The 16,907-nt window shown below is 68.8% G+C and carries 14 protein-coding genes and 2 pseudogenes; 9 read left to right on the top strand and 7 right to left on the bottom strand.

Annotated elements, in window-relative coordinates; genetic code table 11:
* Positions 1–191: 191 nt before the first annotated feature.
* Positions 192–3,227, bottom strand: a complete 3,036-nt coding sequence (locus WS57_RS11965; protein WP_236871889.1) for an ATP-binding protein — start codon at positions 3,225–3,227, stop codon at positions 192–194.
* 124 nt (positions 3,228–3,351) lie between these two features.
* A complete protein-coding gene (locus tag WS57_RS11960) occupies positions 3,352–4,449 on the bottom strand; it encodes a winged helix-turn-helix domain-containing protein (protein WP_230945573.1) in 1,098 nt (365 codons plus the stop codon).
* A 157-nt stretch (positions 4,450–4,606) separates the two neighbouring features.
* On the opposite strand from WS57_RS11960, the gene WS57_RS11955 reads away from it, so the two are divergent.
* The 7 genes and pseudogenes from WS57_RS11955 (at position 4,607) to WS57_RS11925 (ending at position 10,549) form a co-directional block, all read left to right on the top strand.
* Positions 4,607–6,037, top strand: coding sequence for an ATP-binding protein (locus WS57_RS11955; RefSeq protein WP_069244256.1), 1,431 nt, complete (start codon positions 4,607–4,609; stop codon positions 6,035–6,037).
* A complete protein-coding gene (locus WS57_RS11950; RefSeq protein ID WP_069244255.1) occupies positions 6,034–6,672 on the top strand; it encodes a response regulator transcription factor in 639 nt (212 codons plus the stop codon). The genes WS57_RS11955 and WS57_RS11950 overlap by 4 nt, the downstream gene beginning before the upstream one ends.
* A 108-nt stretch (positions 6,673–6,780) precedes the next feature.
* Positions 6,781–7,497, top strand: coding sequence for an outer membrane protein (locus WS57_RS11945; protein ID WP_059516185.1), 717 nt, complete (start codon positions 6,781–6,783; stop codon positions 7,495–7,497).
* Between the two features lie 46 nt (positions 7,498–7,543).
* The gene (locus WS57_RS11940) at positions 7,544–8,053 is read left to right on the top strand and encodes a hydroxyisourate hydrolase (protein ID WP_069244254.1); all 510 of its coding nucleotides are present in this window, start codon (positions 7,544–7,546) and stop codon (positions 8,051–8,053) included.
* A 20-nt stretch (positions 8,054–8,073) separates the two neighbouring features.
* Positions 8,074–8,412: a hydroxyisourate hydrolase gene (gene uraH, locus WS57_RS11935; protein ID WP_059516181.1), complete on the top strand. Its 339-nt coding sequence runs from the start codon at positions 8,074–8,076 to the stop codon at positions 8,410–8,412.
* Between the two features lie 211 nt (positions 8,413–8,623).
* Entirely contained in the window at positions 8,624–9,607 is a 984-nt protein-coding gene (locus WS57_RS11930) for a hypothetical protein (protein ID WP_069244253.1), read from the top strand.
* Between the two features lie 305 nt (positions 9,608–9,912).
* Positions 9,913–10,549, top strand: a pseudogene (locus WS57_RS11925) (MarC family protein).
* Between the two features lie 86 nt (positions 10,550–10,635).
* Here WS57_RS11925 and WS57_RS11920 read toward each other — a convergent pair.
* Both WS57_RS11920 and WS57_RS11915 read right to left on the bottom strand, forming a co-directional pair.
* Positions 10,636–11,124 (bottom strand): GlcG/HbpS family heme-binding protein, encoded by a 489-nt coding sequence (locus WS57_RS11920; RefSeq protein WP_059516174.1) that lies wholly within the window; start codon positions 11,122–11,124, stop codon positions 10,636–10,638.
* 177 nt (positions 11,125–11,301) lie between these two features.
* Positions 11,302–12,144, bottom strand: coding sequence for an ion transporter (locus tag WS57_RS11915; RefSeq protein ID WP_059516172.1), 843 nt, complete (start codon positions 12,142–12,144; stop codon positions 11,302–11,304).
* 498 nt (positions 12,145–12,642) lie between these two features.
* On the opposite strand from WS57_RS11915, the gene WS57_RS11910 reads away from it, so the two are divergent.
* Entirely contained in the window at positions 12,643–13,956 is a 1,314-nt protein-coding gene (locus tag WS57_RS11910; protein ID WP_069244252.1) for an MFS transporter, read from the top strand.
* A 199-nt stretch (positions 13,957–14,155) separates the two neighbouring features.
* Entirely contained in the window at positions 14,156–14,662 is a 507-nt protein-coding gene (locus WS57_RS11905; RefSeq protein WP_236871888.1) for a peptide ABC transporter ATPase, read from the top strand.
* A gap of 57 nt (positions 14,663–14,719) precedes the next feature.
* Here the strand turns inward: WS57_RS11905 and WS57_RS11900 are convergent.
* From WS57_RS11900 to WS57_RS11890, 3 genes and pseudogenes are all read right to left on the bottom strand, one after another.
* A pseudogene (locus WS57_RS11900) lies at positions 14,720–14,854 on the bottom strand (XRE family transcriptional regulator); the annotation flags it as partial.
* Positions 14,855–14,872: 18 nt separating this feature from the next.
* On the bottom strand, positions 14,873–15,682 hold the full coding sequence (locus WS57_RS11895; protein ID WP_069244251.1) for a TlpA family protein disulfide reductase: 810 nt from the start codon (positions 15,680–15,682) through the stop codon (positions 14,873–14,875).
* A gap of 161 nt (positions 15,683–15,843) precedes the next feature.
* Complete coding sequence (locus tag WS57_RS11890; RefSeq protein ID WP_069244250.1) at positions 15,844–16,851, bottom strand: hypothetical protein; 1,008 nt, start codon at positions 16,849–16,851, stop codon at positions 15,844–15,846.
* Positions 16,852–16,907 lie beyond the last annotated feature (56 nt).

Genomic DNA, 16,907 nt, shown 5'->3' with positions numbered 1-16,907 from the left:
CTACTCCTTTCAGCTTGTCAATTCACAAACCGATGGTAGGGATCGGCCTCGTCCTAATCAGTCGTCCAGGGCTGATTCGGGAGAGCGGGCGTGTAGGCCTGGTCCTATACGCGTGCGGAAGCCCCGCGAGCGCGCCCCCGGGGGGAAAAGTAATGAGCAGGAAAGGCCGGCACAGAGCCGCCGTGCGGCGCTCAGGCAGTCGGTGCCTGCGTCGTGCGTCGCTGAAGCGCTTCCCGTGCAAGGTCGATCGCCTGCGCGAATCGCGCATCGAACGACGTCAGGTCACCGCCATGCACGACGGCCTGCAGCTCGCCGACCGCGTCGGCCACCGCATGTTCGTGAATCGTCGCGAACGCACCGCGCAGCGCATGCAGTTCGTGACGCAGCGCGGGGATATCGTCGCGTGCAATCGCGTCGCGCGTGGCCGCGATCGATTGCACGAGACTCGCGTCGAGCAGCGCATGCACGTCCGGCGGCAACGGCCCTTCCGCGAGATCGACGAGGGCGCGCCGTGCCGGCGCCTGCGCGGCGACGGCGTGTGCATGCCGCCGCACGGTCCGGTCGATCGTATCGAGCAGCACCGGTTTCACCAGCACTGCGACGATGCCGGCTTCCGCACAGCGCGCATGCTCGACCGCGCTCGCATGCGCGGTGACGGCGACCACCGGCAGCCCCGGATACTGCGCACGCAGCACGCGCGCGAGCGTGTAGCCGTCCATGCCCGGCATGTTCAGGTCGGTCATCACGAGGTCGTAGCGCGTATCGGTACAACGCCGCAGCGCCGCCGCACCTTCCTCGGCCGCATCCGCTGCATAGCCGAGCGTGACGAGCTGCCCCTGCAGCAGCTTGCGGTTCACCGGATGATCGTCGACCACGAGCACGCGCGCGGTGACGGCCGGCAGCGCGGCATCGTCGGCCTGCGCGGCGTCGTGTTCGGCCACCTGCGCGTCGGTGGCCGGCGGCAGCGGCAGCGTGACGACGAAGGTGCTGCCCTTGCCGGGCTCGCTCTTCACGTCCACCGAGCCGTGCATCATCTGCGTGAGCTGCTTCGTCAGCGCGAGCCCGAGGCCCGTGCCGCCGTAGCGGCGCGCGATCGACGTGTCGGCCTGCGTGAACGGGCGAAACAGCGCCGCGCGCTGCGCGTCCGTCATCCCGATGCCCGTGTCGCTGACGCCGATCGCGATCGGCGAAGCAGGATCGGTGTCATCGCGCAGGTACACCTCGAGCGTGATCTCGCCGTGGTTCGTGAACTTGATCGCGTTACCGACGAGATTCGCGGCGATCTGCCGGATGCGCGTCGGATCGCCGAGATGGCGCGCGGGCAGCGCGTCGTCGACGAATACGTCGAACTGCAGTCCCTTGGCCGCGGCGAGCGGTTCGAACATCGCGCCGGTCTGCCGGATCGTCTCCGCGAGATCGAACGGGATCGCCTCGATCGTCATCTGGCCGGCTTCGATCTTCGACAGGTCGAGGATGTCGTTGATCAGGTCGAGCAGCACCGACGATGCGCCTTCGACGGTATGCAGCCGCTCGCGCTGCGTCGCGGTGAGCGGCTCGCGGCCGATCAGTTCGAGGTTGCCGAGGATCGCGTTGAGCGGCGTGCGGATCTCGTGGCTCATCGTGGCCAGGAACGCCGATTTCGCGTCGTTCGCCGCGTCGGCCGCGCGCGCGGCTTCGTCGAGCCGGCGCTCGACGTTCTTCTGCGACGTGATGTCGGAGAAGTTGCACAGCACGACGTCCATGTCGCGGAAGCGCGTGCGCACGAGATTGACGAGCAGGTCGACGGCATCGCCGTCGGCCGTCGGCAGCGTCACGTGAAGATCCGGTTGCCAGGCGCCTGCGTCGGGCGAACGGCCGAAGCGTTGCAGCAACCGTGCCGGCAGCGACGGCTCGCCCGCGCGGCGTGCATCGTAGTCGCGCATCGTGTCGTTCTGCAGCAGCACGGCGCCGTCGGCGAGCGACAGCAGCGCGATGCCGGACGGCGCGGCTTCGACGATCGTGCGGTTCAGGTTCTCGCTTTCCACCACGCGCCGCGTGCGTGCGTCGTCGGGTTTCAGCACGCGGCGGTCGAAGCGCACCAGCAGCCACCAGACGAGCGCGATCGCGGCCAGCATGATCGCGACGTACCAGCCCGCGCGCAGCCCGATCGTCGCGAGCAGCGAGCGCAGCGTGAAGGCCTGCACCAGCGTCCAGTCGGTTTCCGCGATCGGCTGGCTCAGCACGAACAGGCCGTCGCCGAAGGCCGTGCGTGCGCTGCCGCGTTCGGCCGGCTGGCGCGCGCGGGCGCCGAGCCGTTCGAGGGCCGCGCGCGCGGCGTCGTCGTCGGCCGCGGTGCCCGCGCGCAGCAGCGTGCGGCCGTGCGTATCGACGACGATTGCCGCGTCGGTCGCGTCGCCGCTCGACAGGCGCGTGCGCAGTACGTCGACCGGCAACGTCGACAGGAACACGGCGCGCGGCGATTGCGCGTCGTAGACGGCGCCCGCAATGCGGAACACGTCGCGCCGCTGCACGGGATCGTAGACGGGCGGATGCCACTGGTATTGGCCGGGCGGCGGCGTATCGATGCCGGCAGCGACTTTCGCGACGAGCGTGGCGGCGTCCGTGGCCGGCGACGCGGTCAGCGGGTCGGGCGGCACGGGCTCGGGAATCACGACCGCAAAGCTGCGGTCGGGGCGGTACGCATAGCCGGCGATCGAGCGGTCGGCGTCATGCTTCGCGACATACGCGCCGACGCGGTAGCTCATGTCGCTCGCCATCGCGAGATCGTGCGCGTAGCTGGCAGCCGGCCGCGCGGCCGACAGGTCGGCCAGCACGAGCGTCGGCGGGAAGGTCGGGCTGCCCTGGATCACGAGCCGGCCATGGCCGGCGGCCAGCGCGGCGACGCGCGCCGGGTCGGTCGGCCGCGCATTCCACACGGCTTCGTCGTGCGTAACGAGCGTGTCCATGCCCGTCGTACGCATCTTGAATTCGATCTGGACCAGGAATTGGCGCACCGCGAACGTCGTATAGCGCGCCTGGATCGCCTCGCGCGCCATCGTATAGACCATCAGCCCGCTGGCGAGCAGGATCGCGACCGTCACGGCCGCGCCGCCGGCGTACAGCAATGCGCGCTGGCGCCGTCCGGCCGGTGTAGGGGCGGACGGACGGCCGTCGGCGACGGGGCGGGAGCGGTCGGATGCGGCGCGGTGGTCCATCGGGGGCGGGGCGGTCGGCCAAGGTGCCCCCATGATAATGGAGTCCGATCGGCGCGCAACGGGGCGCTGTCAGGGTGGCGAGGGAGCCGACGTGCCATCGAGGCTCGTTCGGCGATGCGAGGCGCGCCGCGTTTTCGTGCACGCCCGTCGCGGCCCGCTAGCGTGGCGGCGGGGCGCCGTCGCTGTCGGGCTGCGCGTCCGGCTCGCACGTGATGAGCCGATAGCCGAACCCGTATATCGTCATCATCCGCACGCCGTGCCGGCCGTCGAGTTCGAGCCGGTCGCGCAGGTACGCGACGTGCGTGTCGAGCCGCCGGTTTGTCGATGCGACGAGCGAGCCCCACGCGAGTTGGCTCACGTGTGCGCGGTCGAGCGCGCGGCCCATGTTCAGGAAGAACGCGGTGGCGATCTGGAAATGCTTTTCGGTCAGCACGTGTTCGCGGCCGGCGACGCGCACGATGCGCTCGGCGCTGTCGAATTCGAACCGGCCGACTTGCCAGCGGCGCCGGTATGTGGCGCGATGATGCGACCAGCGCAGCCACGTCGAGAGGCTGCCGATCAGCGCGTCCGGCGCAACGGAATACGGCAGGTGCTCGTTCGAGCCGGCCGCGAAGCACGCGACGCGGGAGCGCTCCGTATCGCGCTGGCTGATCGACAGGATCGCAACGGTGCCCGCGAAACGCGCGCGCAGTGTGCGGATCGCTTCTGCCGTGCGGTAGCAGGCCGTTTCGCACTGCACGATGAAGACGTCGAACGCGCGCACGTCGCAGCTGGCGAGCAGGTCGGGCAGGTATTCGAAGCGGGCCGGCCGATAACCGGCGCGGCGCAGGATGTCGTCGATGCGCAGGCGATCGTAGCCGCAACCGGCGCGACGCAGGCGATCGTCGAAGGTGCCGCGGCTGGGATGGTCGATCGTCAGGATCGCGATGGATGTCGGAGGCGTGTCGGTCACGATGCGGAGAAATCGCTGAAGACTGACATGACGACGCGCATGCGTCGCGGCGAACGGCACGCGACGGCGGCGCGGGAGCGTGAACGGGCGAACGGAATCGGAATCATGGCCGGTTGGCCGGGCGCCGTCCGGGCGGGGCGGCGCGATGCCTTCAAAAAAGTCCCGCCGGAACGGCGGGATCAAAGTATCGACTATGGAGCCGGCACGCCCCTGGATGATGACGTGCTGGCGAAGGCATTGTGCGCGGTTCGACGCGGCAGGGAAATCAGCCCAGTCCGATATTGACGTGGGCGCCGCAGGCATTCCGTGCGTTGCCCGACGGTTTAGGACGGGGCTGACGGGAATGGCGGCCGATTTAGGACTGCGCCCCGCATCGCGCCGTCGCCGCGCAGCTAAAATCGACCGCTCCGCTTACCGTACGGTGTCGATATACGCGACATCGCCCCAGGCTTCGACGCTCATGAAACCGTCCGTTCGACTCGCCGCGTTGCTCGCGTGGCTTGCGCTCAGCGTGACCGGCACTGCGTTCGTCGTGTCGCGTGCCGTGACCGACGCGTACGGGCGCTTCTTCCAGGATTCGAGCATCGCGATCCGCTTGCTGGCGCAGAAGGCCGCGCAGCACGAGGCGATCCTCGCGACGCTCGGCGCGTCGTCGCTGGGCGCGCCGCCCGCGCACATGCTCGACAGCCTGCGCGAGCGCATGCCGCAGCTCGACGGCCTGGCGCTGTGGCGGCGCGGTGCGGGCTGGCAGGCCGACGGCGGCCCGGCGCCCAACGTGTTGCCGCAGCATCGGCCCGGCAAGCCGTTCACGCTCGCATTCGACGGCCCGGCCGCGTACTGGCTCGTCGCGGAGTCGGGCTGGGCCGTGCGCGTCGATCCGCGCCGAATGTTCATGGCGGCCGACTGGCCCGCGTCGATGTCGACGGCGGCGCTGGAACTGCGCGACCGCCGCATCGACCTGCTGCCGTCCGCATCGGGCGACGCGCTGCCGTTGTGGACGATGCGCCTCGACAAACATCTCCCCGCGCAGCCGCAGGCGTTCGTGCTGCACACCACGCGCACGCTGACGGCTGCCGACCTGCCGTGGCTGCCGATCGCGCTGTGGAATGCGGTCGCCGCGCTGCTCGTGGCGGGCGCACTCGGCGCGTGGCGGCTGCGCGAAGCGCGGCGTCGCGAAGACGCGCGCGCCCGCCTCGATCGCTTCAGCCGGCTCGACACGTTCGGCGAGATGGCGGCCGGCCTTGCCCATGAGCTGAACCAGCCGCTGACCGCGATCGTCAGCCACACGCGTGCGGCCGAACGCATGCTCGACGAACCGGCCGAGCGCGACAGCGTGCGCCGCGCGCTGCAGACGAGCGTCGCGCAGGCCAAGCGCGCGGCGGCGATCCTGGAGCGCCTGCGCGAAGCCGTGACGTCCGCGCACGGCGGCGAGCGCCGCCCGATCGAGCCCGACGCGATCATCGGCACGCTGCTGTTCCTGTATCGCGACGACTGCGCGCGCGAACACGTGGCGCTCGGCTGGCACAACGCGGCGCCGCGTGCGCGGCCGTTTGCGGAGCCGATCGCGGTCGAGCAGATCCTGCACAACCTGATCCAGAACGCGCGCGATGCGCTGGGCGGCACGTCGCGCGGCGAGATACGCATCCGCGGTGAACAGATCGGCGGGCATTACCGCTTCAGCGTGACCGACAACGGCCCGGGCGTGCCGGAGGAGCTGCTGCCGCGCCTGTTCGAACCGTTTTTCACGACGCGCGAGCGCGGGCTCGGCCTCGGGCTGCCGCTGTGCGACACGCTCGCGCAGCGCCAGGACGGCACGCTGACCGTGAAGAACCTGGCGACCGGCGGCGTCGAGGCCGCGTTGCTGCTGCCGCTGGCCGAGGCGGGCGCATGAACGAAGCGCTGCGCTCGACGGACGGTGCATCGATCGTCGCGATCGTCGACGACGACCAAGCCGTGCGTGACGGGCTCGCGTTGCTGCTGCGCACGGTCGGCGTGGCGACGCGCTGCTATCCGGACGCATCGGCATTCCTCGCCGATGCGGACGACGCGGCGCTCGGTTGCGTGCTGCTCGACGTCCGGATGCCGGGGATGAGCGGCCTCGACGCGCTCGACGTGTTGCGCGCACGGCGCAACCTGCCGGTGATCGTGATGACGGGCCACGGCAACGTCGATGCGTGCCGGCGCGCGTTCAAGCGCGGCGCGCTGGATTTCCTGCGCAAGCCGGTGGACGACGACGAGCTGATCGACACGGTCCAGCAGGCGCTGCGCCGGCACGCGGCGCAGCGCGGGCAGGGCGACGCGGAGCAGACGCGCGCCGCGCGCGTTGCGACGCTGAGCGCGCGCGAACGCGAGGTGCTGGACGGCATCGTGCGCGGCTGGAGCAACAAGGCGATCGCGCGCGAGCTCGGGCTGTCGCCGCGCACCGTCGAGACCTATCGCGCGAACGTGTTCGACAAGCTGCAGGCCGCGTCGCTCGTCGAACTGGTGCGCGATTACGCGACGCTCGCGAGCGGATCGCCTCCGTAGCGCTACGGAGGCGCAACCCGTAGCCGAACGGGTTCAACGATCGCCGTGCGATTCCTACGATGACGGTTTCTCCGACAAGTCATCCATCGTCAAGGAATCGAACTCATCATGATCAAGCGCTTTGCCCTGCCGTCCACGCTCGCCCTGCTGTTCTCGGGCGCCGCTTTCGCCGACACCGTGACCGCGCCGGAAACGAAGCGGGCCGCCGAGGCAGGCGACGCCGGCTACTACGCGACGGGCCGCATCATCGGCGCGTTCGACAACGCCGTGAACATGGAGCTGACGAGCCCGCGCGTCGCGAGCCGCATCGGCGGCCCGGACGTCGGCTCGAACCTGACCGGCTCGCTCGGCCTCGGCTACCAGTTCGGCAACGGCTGGCGCGCCGAAGGCGAATACGTGTTCAAGCGCACCAACAACTTCACCAGCTACTGGGCGCCGTTCGATGCAAACGCGAACGAATTCCACGTGTCGGCGCAGCGCCTGATGCTCAACGGCTACAAGGACTTCGATCTCGGCCGCGGCTTCTCGGTGTACGGCACGCTCGGCATCGGCGTCGCGATCGTGTCGGCCGACGGCTGGCAGACCAACGACTCGCGCCGCTTCGCATCGAAGACGCAGACCAACCTCGCGTATTCGGCCGGAGCCGGCGTCAGCTACGCGATCAACAAGCGCTTCTCGATCGACCTCGGCTACCGCTACGTCGACATGGGCAACGTCGAGACGGGCTTCAACACGTTCGCGAACCGCATCAACGCGCGCGACGAGCAACTGAAGGCGAAGCTGTCGTCGAACGAAGTGTTCATCGGCCTGCGCGGCCGCTTCTGAGCAACGCAGCGTGCGAGTCGCGCGCATCCGCGAGGAGGCAGGAGACATGAAGGATGCCATCGATGCGGGCCGGCGCAGGCTCGTGCTCGCGACGGCGGCGCTGGCCGGCGGCGGGACGCTGGCCGCCACGCCCGCCGGGGCGGTCGAGCCCGCGTCGGCCATACCGGCGCAGGGCGCGGTGCGCGGCAAGCGGCGCGATCCGCAGCCCGACCTGACGGTGCGCATTGTCGACATGCTGCGAGGCGTGCCGGCCGAAGGCCTGCGCGTCGAGCTGTCGCGTTTCGACGGCGAGCACGAAGTGCCGCTACGCAACGCCACCGTCGACGCGCGCGGCGGGACCGGCGGCGCGTTGCTGTCGGGCGACGCCTATCGCGCCGGGTCGTATGCGCTGCTGTTGCATGTCGACGAGTACTTCCGCTCGATCGGCGCGCAGCTGGCGAAACCGTCGTTCCTCGCGACCGTGCCGATCCGCTTCCGCATCGCGAGCGCCGACGAGCGGCTGCACGTGCCGGTGCAGTTCGGCCCCTGGCATTACACGTACTACCGCGGCACGTGACCGCGCAAAAGGACTGCGACATGGCGGCAGGCATCAGCACCCATCTGCTGGACGTGACCAGCGGCAAGCCGATTTCCGGCGTGCGGATCGAGCTGTTCGATCTGGACGTACGGCCGCCCGCACTCGTCGCGCGGGCAGCCAGCAACGCGGACGGACGCAACGACGCACCGATGCAGAACGGCGATCTCGCCCGCAGCGGGACGTTCGAGCTGCGTTTCCATCTGGGCGAGCATTTCACTGCGCCCGACGCGCTGCTGGACGTCGTGCCGGTGCGCTTCACCGTGACCGACCCGGCGCGGCACTATCACGTGCCGCTGCTGTGTTCGCCGTGGTACGCGTCGGTGTATCGCGGGGCGTGAGCGGCTGGCGAGCGCCCGTGCTGCCAGGGTCGGTCCGGGGCGCGTGCCGTCGCGTCGGTAGGACTGGGCCGACTCGCCTGCCGAGGCAGGCGCGGCCTGGTCCGATTGTCCGGCGACGGCCCGGCGGCGATACTCGAAGCCGACCATCGTTCAACTACGGGAGCACGTACGGATCGCCGCGGCGGAAGCTGCGCGATACGTTGCCGACATCATGAGCATGCAGGACATCACCGGGCACTATGCGATTCCGCTGGCACTTCCGTATTCGGACGTGCCGCCGCCGTATGGCCGGCGACGTCGGCCGTTCGTGGCGAGCCGGCGGCCGCGACCGAGCGTCTTCGACATCTACGGCCCGCGTCCCGCGCAGGCGGCCATGCCGGCGCGCGACGCCGGGAGGATCAAGGTGACCCGACCGGTTCGGGCCGAGGATTTCGGCTCGGACAATCGGGCATGGGTACGGCCGCATCCGATCCGCCGTCGCTGGCGGATGACGGCGCTGGCGACTGCGATGTTCGGCCTCGTGTGCGTGGTGGCGACGCATCTGTTCGACGCACGCCAGCATGGGCCGATGCCGGGCAGCGTGTACGCGGCGGCGATCTCGATCGCGCCGGAGGCGATTGCCGGGGCGCCGATGGCGGCCGTGTCGGCGATGGTGGACAGCATCGAGGCGGCGGATACGCGGAGCGTCGTGCCGACGGCCAGCGCAGCGACCGTCGTTGCCGCGCAAGCGGCGCCGGCTGCGAGCGCATTGGCCGGCACGCAGAGCGCGAGCCGGGACGGTGCGGCGGCGACGCAGCCGGCGCGGCGCGCGGCGTCGCGGCCTGCGTCGGTCGCACGCGGTTCGGCGCAGGCAGGGCCGGCACGTGCCGTCGCCGAAGCGAAACCGGCCGCCGTCGCCCGGAGCCGGAAGACGCATGACGGCGTGGCGGGGCGGCAGCATCGTGCCGCTCCGGTAGCCGAGGTCGCACACGCCATGCCGCCGCGTGGACGCGACACGCAGCCGGCTGCTGCGGAGGCCGCTGCTTCGACGCCCACTGCGGCCGAGGCCGTCGGCATGACGGCCGCCGAGTTCACGCACTGGCTCGCGGCAACGCGCGAGACGGCGCGTCCGGCAGCCGTGTCGACACCATCGGGCACGCGCGGCACCGATCTCACGGTCAATTTGCCGAGCCACACACGCCTGCTTGAACGCTGAGCGGGACGCCGCAGCGAATATCGTGTCCGGTATCGACGTGCAGGTATTTCACGAGTGACTCTCCGCCGAGGCCGCTTTCCGAGGTTCGATAACCGGAAGGCAGCGCCCCTGCGCAGCGCGTCGCGCAGCCGCAAAATCGGACTCGGCTGATTTCCTGCATGCGCGGTTTCATCGACAATTTGGGTTCTGGAGGCCGGCGCGCGCCCCCCGCGCCGGATCATGGAGAGAGATGTCGTCTTGGCGGCCGGTCTTGCGACTGGCCGCTTTTTTTTACTCCCCCTTCGTTATCGAGGAGCACGATCGCGATGCAGGTCGATCGCCTGATTCCTGAAATCCTGTTCGGCTTCACCGGCCTGATCGGCATCATCAATCCGTTCGGCATGGCCTTCGTGTTCCTCGAACGCACGCAATCGCTGACGGAAGCCGAGCGCGCGATCCTGTCGAAGCAGTTGGCGACGAACGTGTTCCTGACGCTGCTCGTGATCTTCTTCGCCGGTGCGCCGGTGCTGAACTTCTTCGGGATCTCGATGGAAGCGCTGCGAATCGGCGGCGGCTTCGCGGTGGCCGTGGCGGGCTGGTCGATGCTCAACGCACCCGACGTGTCGGGCGGTGAGAGTGCCGCGCACGTTCTTTCCGCTCACGGTACCGCTGACGACCGGGCCCGGCTCGATCGCGACCGGCATCGCGTTGCATGCGAATCGCGCGCGCACGGCGACCGACTATCTGGCGTCGGGCCTGGTGTCGGTCGCGGTTGCGGCGCTCGTTGCGTTCGCGATCTGGCAGATCTACAGCCGTGCGACGACGCTCGCGCGTTATCTCGGCGGGGAGGGGACGAAAGTGGCGATGCGGGTATCGGCGTTCCTGCTGCTGTGCGTGGGCGTGCAGATCATGCTGACGGGGTTGGCGGCGTTCGTGCAGACGCTGGGCGGGCAAGCGGGGTGAGGGGCGACAGGTTCATCCGGGGCGGACGATTGCCGGGCCGATCTCGTGCGCGATTCGAATGAATCGCGCACGATCGGGCCCGAACCTTACAGCAGCTTCGCCTGAACGCGGGCGATCCCCTGCAGCGCACAGGCTTCGTCGAGATGGCCGCCAGGTGCGCCACCGACCCCCACCGCGCCGATCACTTCGTTGCCGGCCTTGATCGGCACGCCACCGCCCAGCACCAGGAAGCCGTCGATTGCCGCCATCTGCGCGGCGGCCGGGTTCTTCTGCAGGTTCGTCGCGAGCGTGGCGGTCGACGTCCTCGTCGACAGCGCGGTGTAGGCCTTGCGCTTCGATGCGTCCACGGTGTGCGGTCCCGCGTTGTCGCCGCGCAGTACGACGCGCACGAGGCCGCTGCGATCGACCACGGTGACGGCCACGTTGTAGCCGTCGGCCGAGCAGGCCTGGATGGCCTGATGAGCGATCTCGCTGGCAAGGTTCAGCGGCAGATTCCTTTCCTGAAGGACCTGGGCGGAAGCGGCGGTGGTCAGCGTGGCGGTGGCGAGCGTCGCCAGGATGGAACGAGCGATCATATGAATTCCTGAATGAATGGGATTGAATACGAGCGACTGGCGTCCGGCACGGGTCGTGTGTCGCGAGGTTCGACGCCGCAATGGTCGTGCCGCTCGATGGGTGCAGTGTCGGTCACGCGGAAACGAAGCTGAATAGGACGGGGCTGATTCTCGACGACGCGCGTTCGCCGGCGCCGGCTATGCACCCGCATCCGTGCGCCGGCTCCGGGCCGTATCGGCTGCTCCATGCGACGACAACGCGCCGCCGCAATGCGGACAGCATCGCGCCGCCTCGCCGGCCGGCCGCTTGCGCTCCAGTGCCGACGCCACCAGTTCGGCGCCCATGATCCCGGTCGGAAACGCGATGATTCCGTAGCCGAGCAGGATCGCGCACGAGGTGATCAGCCGGCCGAGCGGCGTGACGGGCGTCAGGTCGCCGTAGCCGGTCGTGCTCATCGTCACGGCTGCCCAGTACACGCCGACCGGAATGCTCGTGATCCCGTGCTCCGGTCCCTCCACGAGAAAGATCACCGTGCCGAGAATCACGACCAGCACGAACATCCCGCCAATGAACACGAAGATCTTGCGCCGCGCACGCGCGAGTGCACGAATCAGCATCTGGCCTTCCTCGAGATAGATCGACAACCCCAGGATGCGGAACACGCGCAGCAAGCGCAGCAGCCGCACGTCGATCAGCGCGTGCAGGCCGGGGAAGAAGAACGCGAGATAGGTCGGCAGTACCGACACGAGATCAACGATGCCGAAGAAGCTGCGCGCATACGCGAGCGGCTTCGGCGCGGCAATCAGCCGGACCACGTATTCGACGGTGAACAGCAGCGTGAACGCCCATTCCGCCACGTAGAGCGTGCGACCGTACCGTTCGTGCAGGTCGTGCACGCTGTCGGCCATCACGACGAGCACGCTCGCGACGATCAGCGCGAGCACGGCGACGTCGAGGTTGCGGAGGAACTGGGGGCGGCGGGTACGGTGCGCGACGGCATCGCGCAGCGCGTCGAAGGTGGTCTGGAGCGGAGGCATCATGTGCCCGAGTTTACGGACGGGATCCGGCGCGGTGTATCGGGCTAGTCTGAATTTCGACGTGGGTGTCGGGCCGTGGCCCGCATCCCGATCAGCGAACGAGGCCCGCGAGCGGCAGCGGCCCCTGTATCCAGCGATCGCACTGTACGCACAGGGCAGGACGACGTGATTTTCGTGCGGTCGGGAGACGAATCAGACCTGTCCGATGGTCAGCGCAGAGTCGTTCGTCAACAATAGCTCGGCCGGTCTGGCGTGGTGTCCACCGGTGTCCCGACAAGGGACCTCTCCTTGACGGCCGTTCCCCCCGAGCGGCCGATTTTTTATCATCATGCATGCGGGCGTGAGTGCCCTGTGGCGGTCGGTGGGCGCGGCCGCACGCCGGTTTGTATCGGCTGGATCGACGGAACAGGAACGCTGCCAGATGCGAGCACCGGGCATTCACTCGCGCATTGCATGACAACCGGCCTGCGGCCGGCGGGAATCACCGGATAGAGGAGGCACATGACGAACCACGACACGGCACGCGAAGCCGCGATCCCGGATGCAGCCGCTGCGCCGGCGCCGGCCGGCCGCTACCTCCAGCTTGCGCTGCTCGTCTGCGCGGCCGGCGCGATCTACTCGATGCTGTACCTGCGCCAGTTCTACCAGCACACGATGCTGGACCTGTTCCGGATTTCGCGCATGCAGCTCAGCTATCTCTACTCGGCGCTGGGCGTCACCTTCTTCATCTGTTATCTGCCGAGCGGCTGGCTTGCCGATCGGCTGTCGCCGCGCGGTCTGATCGCCTTCTCGCTCGCGGCGACGGGCGCGCTCGGCTTCTGGTATGCCAGCGCGCCGTCGTATGCGGCGTTGCTGGCGATCTTCTGCGGCTGGGGCCTGACGACAGGGCTCGCGTTCTGGACGCCTGTCATCAAGCATGTGAAGACGATCGCGTTGCCGACCGAACAGGGCCGTTTCTTCGGGTTCCTCGACGGTGGGCGCGGCTTGATCGAGGCTTTGCTCGCGACGGCTTCGCTTGCGTTCTTCGCGTGGCTCGTCGAGTCGCCAGGCGTATCGCCCGCGGGTGCGTTGCGGCAGGTGGTCGTCGGCTATTCGGTGCTCTGCATCGCGCTCGGCGCGTTGCTGCTGCTCGTCAAGGACGCGAGTGCGTCGGCTTCGGGCCACGCCGACGATGCGGCGCAAGCCGACAAGCGTCCGCTCGTGCAGGACCTGCGAACCCTCGCGCGCAATCGACGCCTGTGGGTGTTCGCACTGATCGTGTTCTGCGGCTATCACCTGTCGTGGGCGATCTACAGCATCTCGCCGTACCTGCAGCAGGAGGGCGTCGGCATGTCGATTGTCGCGGCCGGCTTCGTCGCGTCGCTGAAGCTGTGGATGCGGCCGATCGGCGGGATCGGCGGCGGTTTCATCGGCGATCGCGTCGGCACGCTGAACGTGCTGGGCGCAGCGCTGTTCTGCGCGGCGCTCGCGTTGGTCGCGCTGATCGTGTTCCCGTCATTCAACCAGGTCGTGCTGTTCGCCTGCGTCGTCACCGTGATCGGCCTGCTGACCTATGCGGTGCGCGGGCTGTACTGGAGCGTGCTCGAACGTTGCGACGTGCCGCCGCGCATCACGGGGCTCGCGATCGGCATCATCTCGCTGCTCGGCTATTCGCCCGACGTATTCCTGCCGCTGCTGAACGGCTGGCTGACCACCGCATACCCGGGCATGTACGGCTACCAGCTGTACTTCGGCTATGTCGCATGCGCGAGCGCGGTCGGTGGCGGCGCGTGTCTGGTGCTGAAAGGGATGCTGAAGGCACAGGCGACGCAGTGATCGCCATGACTGGCTCCCCCGCGCCGGTACGCCGTGAAGCGTTCATGCCATGGCGAATTCCGCGGGGCAGGCATGCCAAGGGCAGACGTGCCGTGCTTCGGCGCTGCGAACGCACGCGACGGCATGACCGCATTCCGAACCCCGGTGGTGCGACACCACATATTCATGTGATGAATCGCCAGATTGAGCGTATCGTTCGATGGGCGCAGACGGCGGCGACGGCCGGCGCGTGCCACCGTCGATTTCCGGCAGCTTCTTTCATTCACCCGGCCCGCGCCGGGGCAACCATGAGGAATGCGTGATGACGAAACCCGATGTTTTGAAAGGCGACATCAAAGGCCAGGCTCAGCAAGCGGATCGCCACAACCTCGCGCGGCCGGCCGTCAATGGCGCGCTGTGGGCGCGCGGACTGACGACGCAGCGGGTCGCCGATCTGTTCCGGACCTTGCCGGGCCTGCCCGGACACTGGATGCAGTTGCAGAACGAGGTCAACGCCGGCAATCGCTATTTTTACGGTGTGCAGAACGGCCATCAGACGACCGAGGAAGGGAAGGCGCTGATTCGCTGGATCGCTGACGCAGTGATCAGCGCGGCCGGACAGGCCGGCTTCGATTTCCCGTTGCAGCAGCTGCGGTTCACGGCCGATACGGGCTGGCTCAAGCTTTATCGCGTCGGCGGGCGCGTGTTGGTGCTGTCGCGTCCGTAAGCCGCCTGCCGCGCGTCGGGGCGGTTCGGCGGGCGGCGAGCGGACCGGTCGCGGGCGTCATGCCGCGACCGTGATGCCTGCCGTGCGTGCGCGTCGCGCGGGCTGCACGACGATTTCCACATGCTGGCCCAGCGATACCAGCGTATGCATCAACCGCGCGAGTGAAATGTTCTGCAGCTTGTAGCGGCGATGCCGGACCATCGATGGCATTCACCTACCGAACCGCTGGCTCAACGTATCCTTCAACCGTGCGGCGGTCAGCTCGCCCATGTGCGATTCGACGAGGTTGCCTTGCGCATCGAAGAACAGCGTCGTCGGCAGTCCGCGCGAGCCGTAGGCATGCATCGCGCGCAACGCGGGATCGAGCAGCACGTGATCGAAGCGCAAGCCCTGCTGTTCGAGAAACGCGCGCACCGTCTGCGCGTTTTCCCCTTGGTTGAGCATCACGACCGCGAGATCCGGATGGTCGCGTCCGGCCTGCTCCAGAATCGGCATCTCGCGCCGGCACGGCGCGCACCAGCTCGCCCACAGGTTCAGCACGACCGGCTTGCCGGCGAAGCGCTGCGGCGCAACCGGCGTTGCGTCGAGCGCTTCGAGCTGCAATGCGGCGAGCGGCGGCGCATGGTGCTGCAGCGTCGCGAGCGTGCCCTGCGCGATGCCCCATGCGCCAAGGCCGGCCAGCATGCCGGCCAGTGCCGGACGACGCAGCGCGGGCAGGCGGCGCAGCCGCCATCCGGCGAACGCGATGCCGGCCGCGAGGCCGATGCGCCAGTCGAAGCCGCCGTCGCCGAGCGCGACGATCGAGCGCGGCGCGGCCGCATATTCGGACCACCATCGAACGACATAGCTCGCACGCGCGGCGATCAGGCCGAGCAGCAGCGTGTCGAGAATCAGGCTCGCCGCCGTCTTGTGCTGGCCGTCCGGCGGCCGGCGCTGCATGAAACGGGCGACGAGCCACGCGAGCAGCGCGGCAGCGGCGACCGCGACGACTCGAATCGAGAAGGGACCGATGCTCAGCATGAGGAATGAATGACGTGATGTGACGTGATCGGAAGAGGGCGGCAGACGTAATCGACGGTCGATGTAGCGTTCCGTCGTCTACGGTCAGGCGGCGGGGTTTCGACCGCCCGTCATGCGCGCGGGTTCCCGGTACGAAATCAGCACGATCAGCACGACACCGGTCACGGTCCGTTTCCGGACGCCGCCTCGCCGAGCCGATATGCGGTGAAGAACTCGTACCACGGCGAGCCTTGCGCAACCGGTACGCCGAGCACCGACGTCCGCTGCTTCAGCGCCGCGAATACGTCGTTGATGCGTGCGATGTGCGCGACGTCGCGCAACGGCCGGGGCAGCAGCCGGTCGGCGGCGAACGCGCCGTAGGCGATCGCGAGCAGTCGCGCCGGATCGTCGATGTCGGCGATCGACGCGTCGATCGCTTCGACGAAGCGCTGCCGGTCTTCCTCGCGCGCTGCGGACAGGCACAGGAACACGACGGCGGACGTTTCGTGCGCGTCGTGCGCGCGCAGCAGCGCGGGCAGCCGCGCGACGATCCGCTCGGCAGGTTCGTCGCGCAGCGCAGCGCCGAAATCGAGCACGGCGGCCATCGGATTCGTGTCGTGCGCGGCGCGATCGAGCGCCGGTTCGTGCGGGCGCTTGCCGGAAGGTGTGCGTGCATTGTCGGCGGCAGCCGATCGCAGCACCTCCGCGACCGGCTGCTTCCACTCGGGAAAGATCATGCGCACCGCACCGAATTGCTCGCCGCCGTCGGCCGCTGGATGCCACCGGTAGACGATCGTGCCGCCGCGAGTGAATGGCGAATACAGATGCTCGGGCGTATTCGGGATCGGTCGCCGGATCGCGCTCGGCCAGGCGAGCGTCAGCCAGTCGTAGCGTCCCGTCGACGGCACCGACGGGCTCGAACTCGCGACGAGCGTCCATGTGCCGCGATTCGCATAGCGCCGGCGCGCGTCGGGCACCGGTACGGTGCGCTGTTTCGCGGTATCGAAGTAGGTGTCGCCCGACACGGCGGCGCCGCTGTCCGGCGCGGGCGTGAGATCGGCGATGACCCACGGCGAACCGTCGGCGGGCCGGTAGTCCGACGGGTTCAGCGTCGCGGTGTCGTGCACCATGCGCGTTTCCGCCGCGACGGTCGGGTACGGAATATCGGGGGGAACGAAGGGCGTCGGCATCGAAGGTCCTCGGCGTCGGTTGCGCGGCATGCGTCGTTTCGGGCTACTGTAAGCCG

The organism is Burkholderia pseudomultivorans (assembly GCF_001718415.1).
GTDB lineage: Bacteria > Pseudomonadota > Gammaproteobacteria > Burkholderiales > Burkholderiaceae > Burkholderia > Burkholderia pseudomultivorans_A.
The sequence above is the reverse complement of the archived record's forward strand: the minus strand, read 5'-3'. Positions and strand labels throughout refer to the sequence as shown.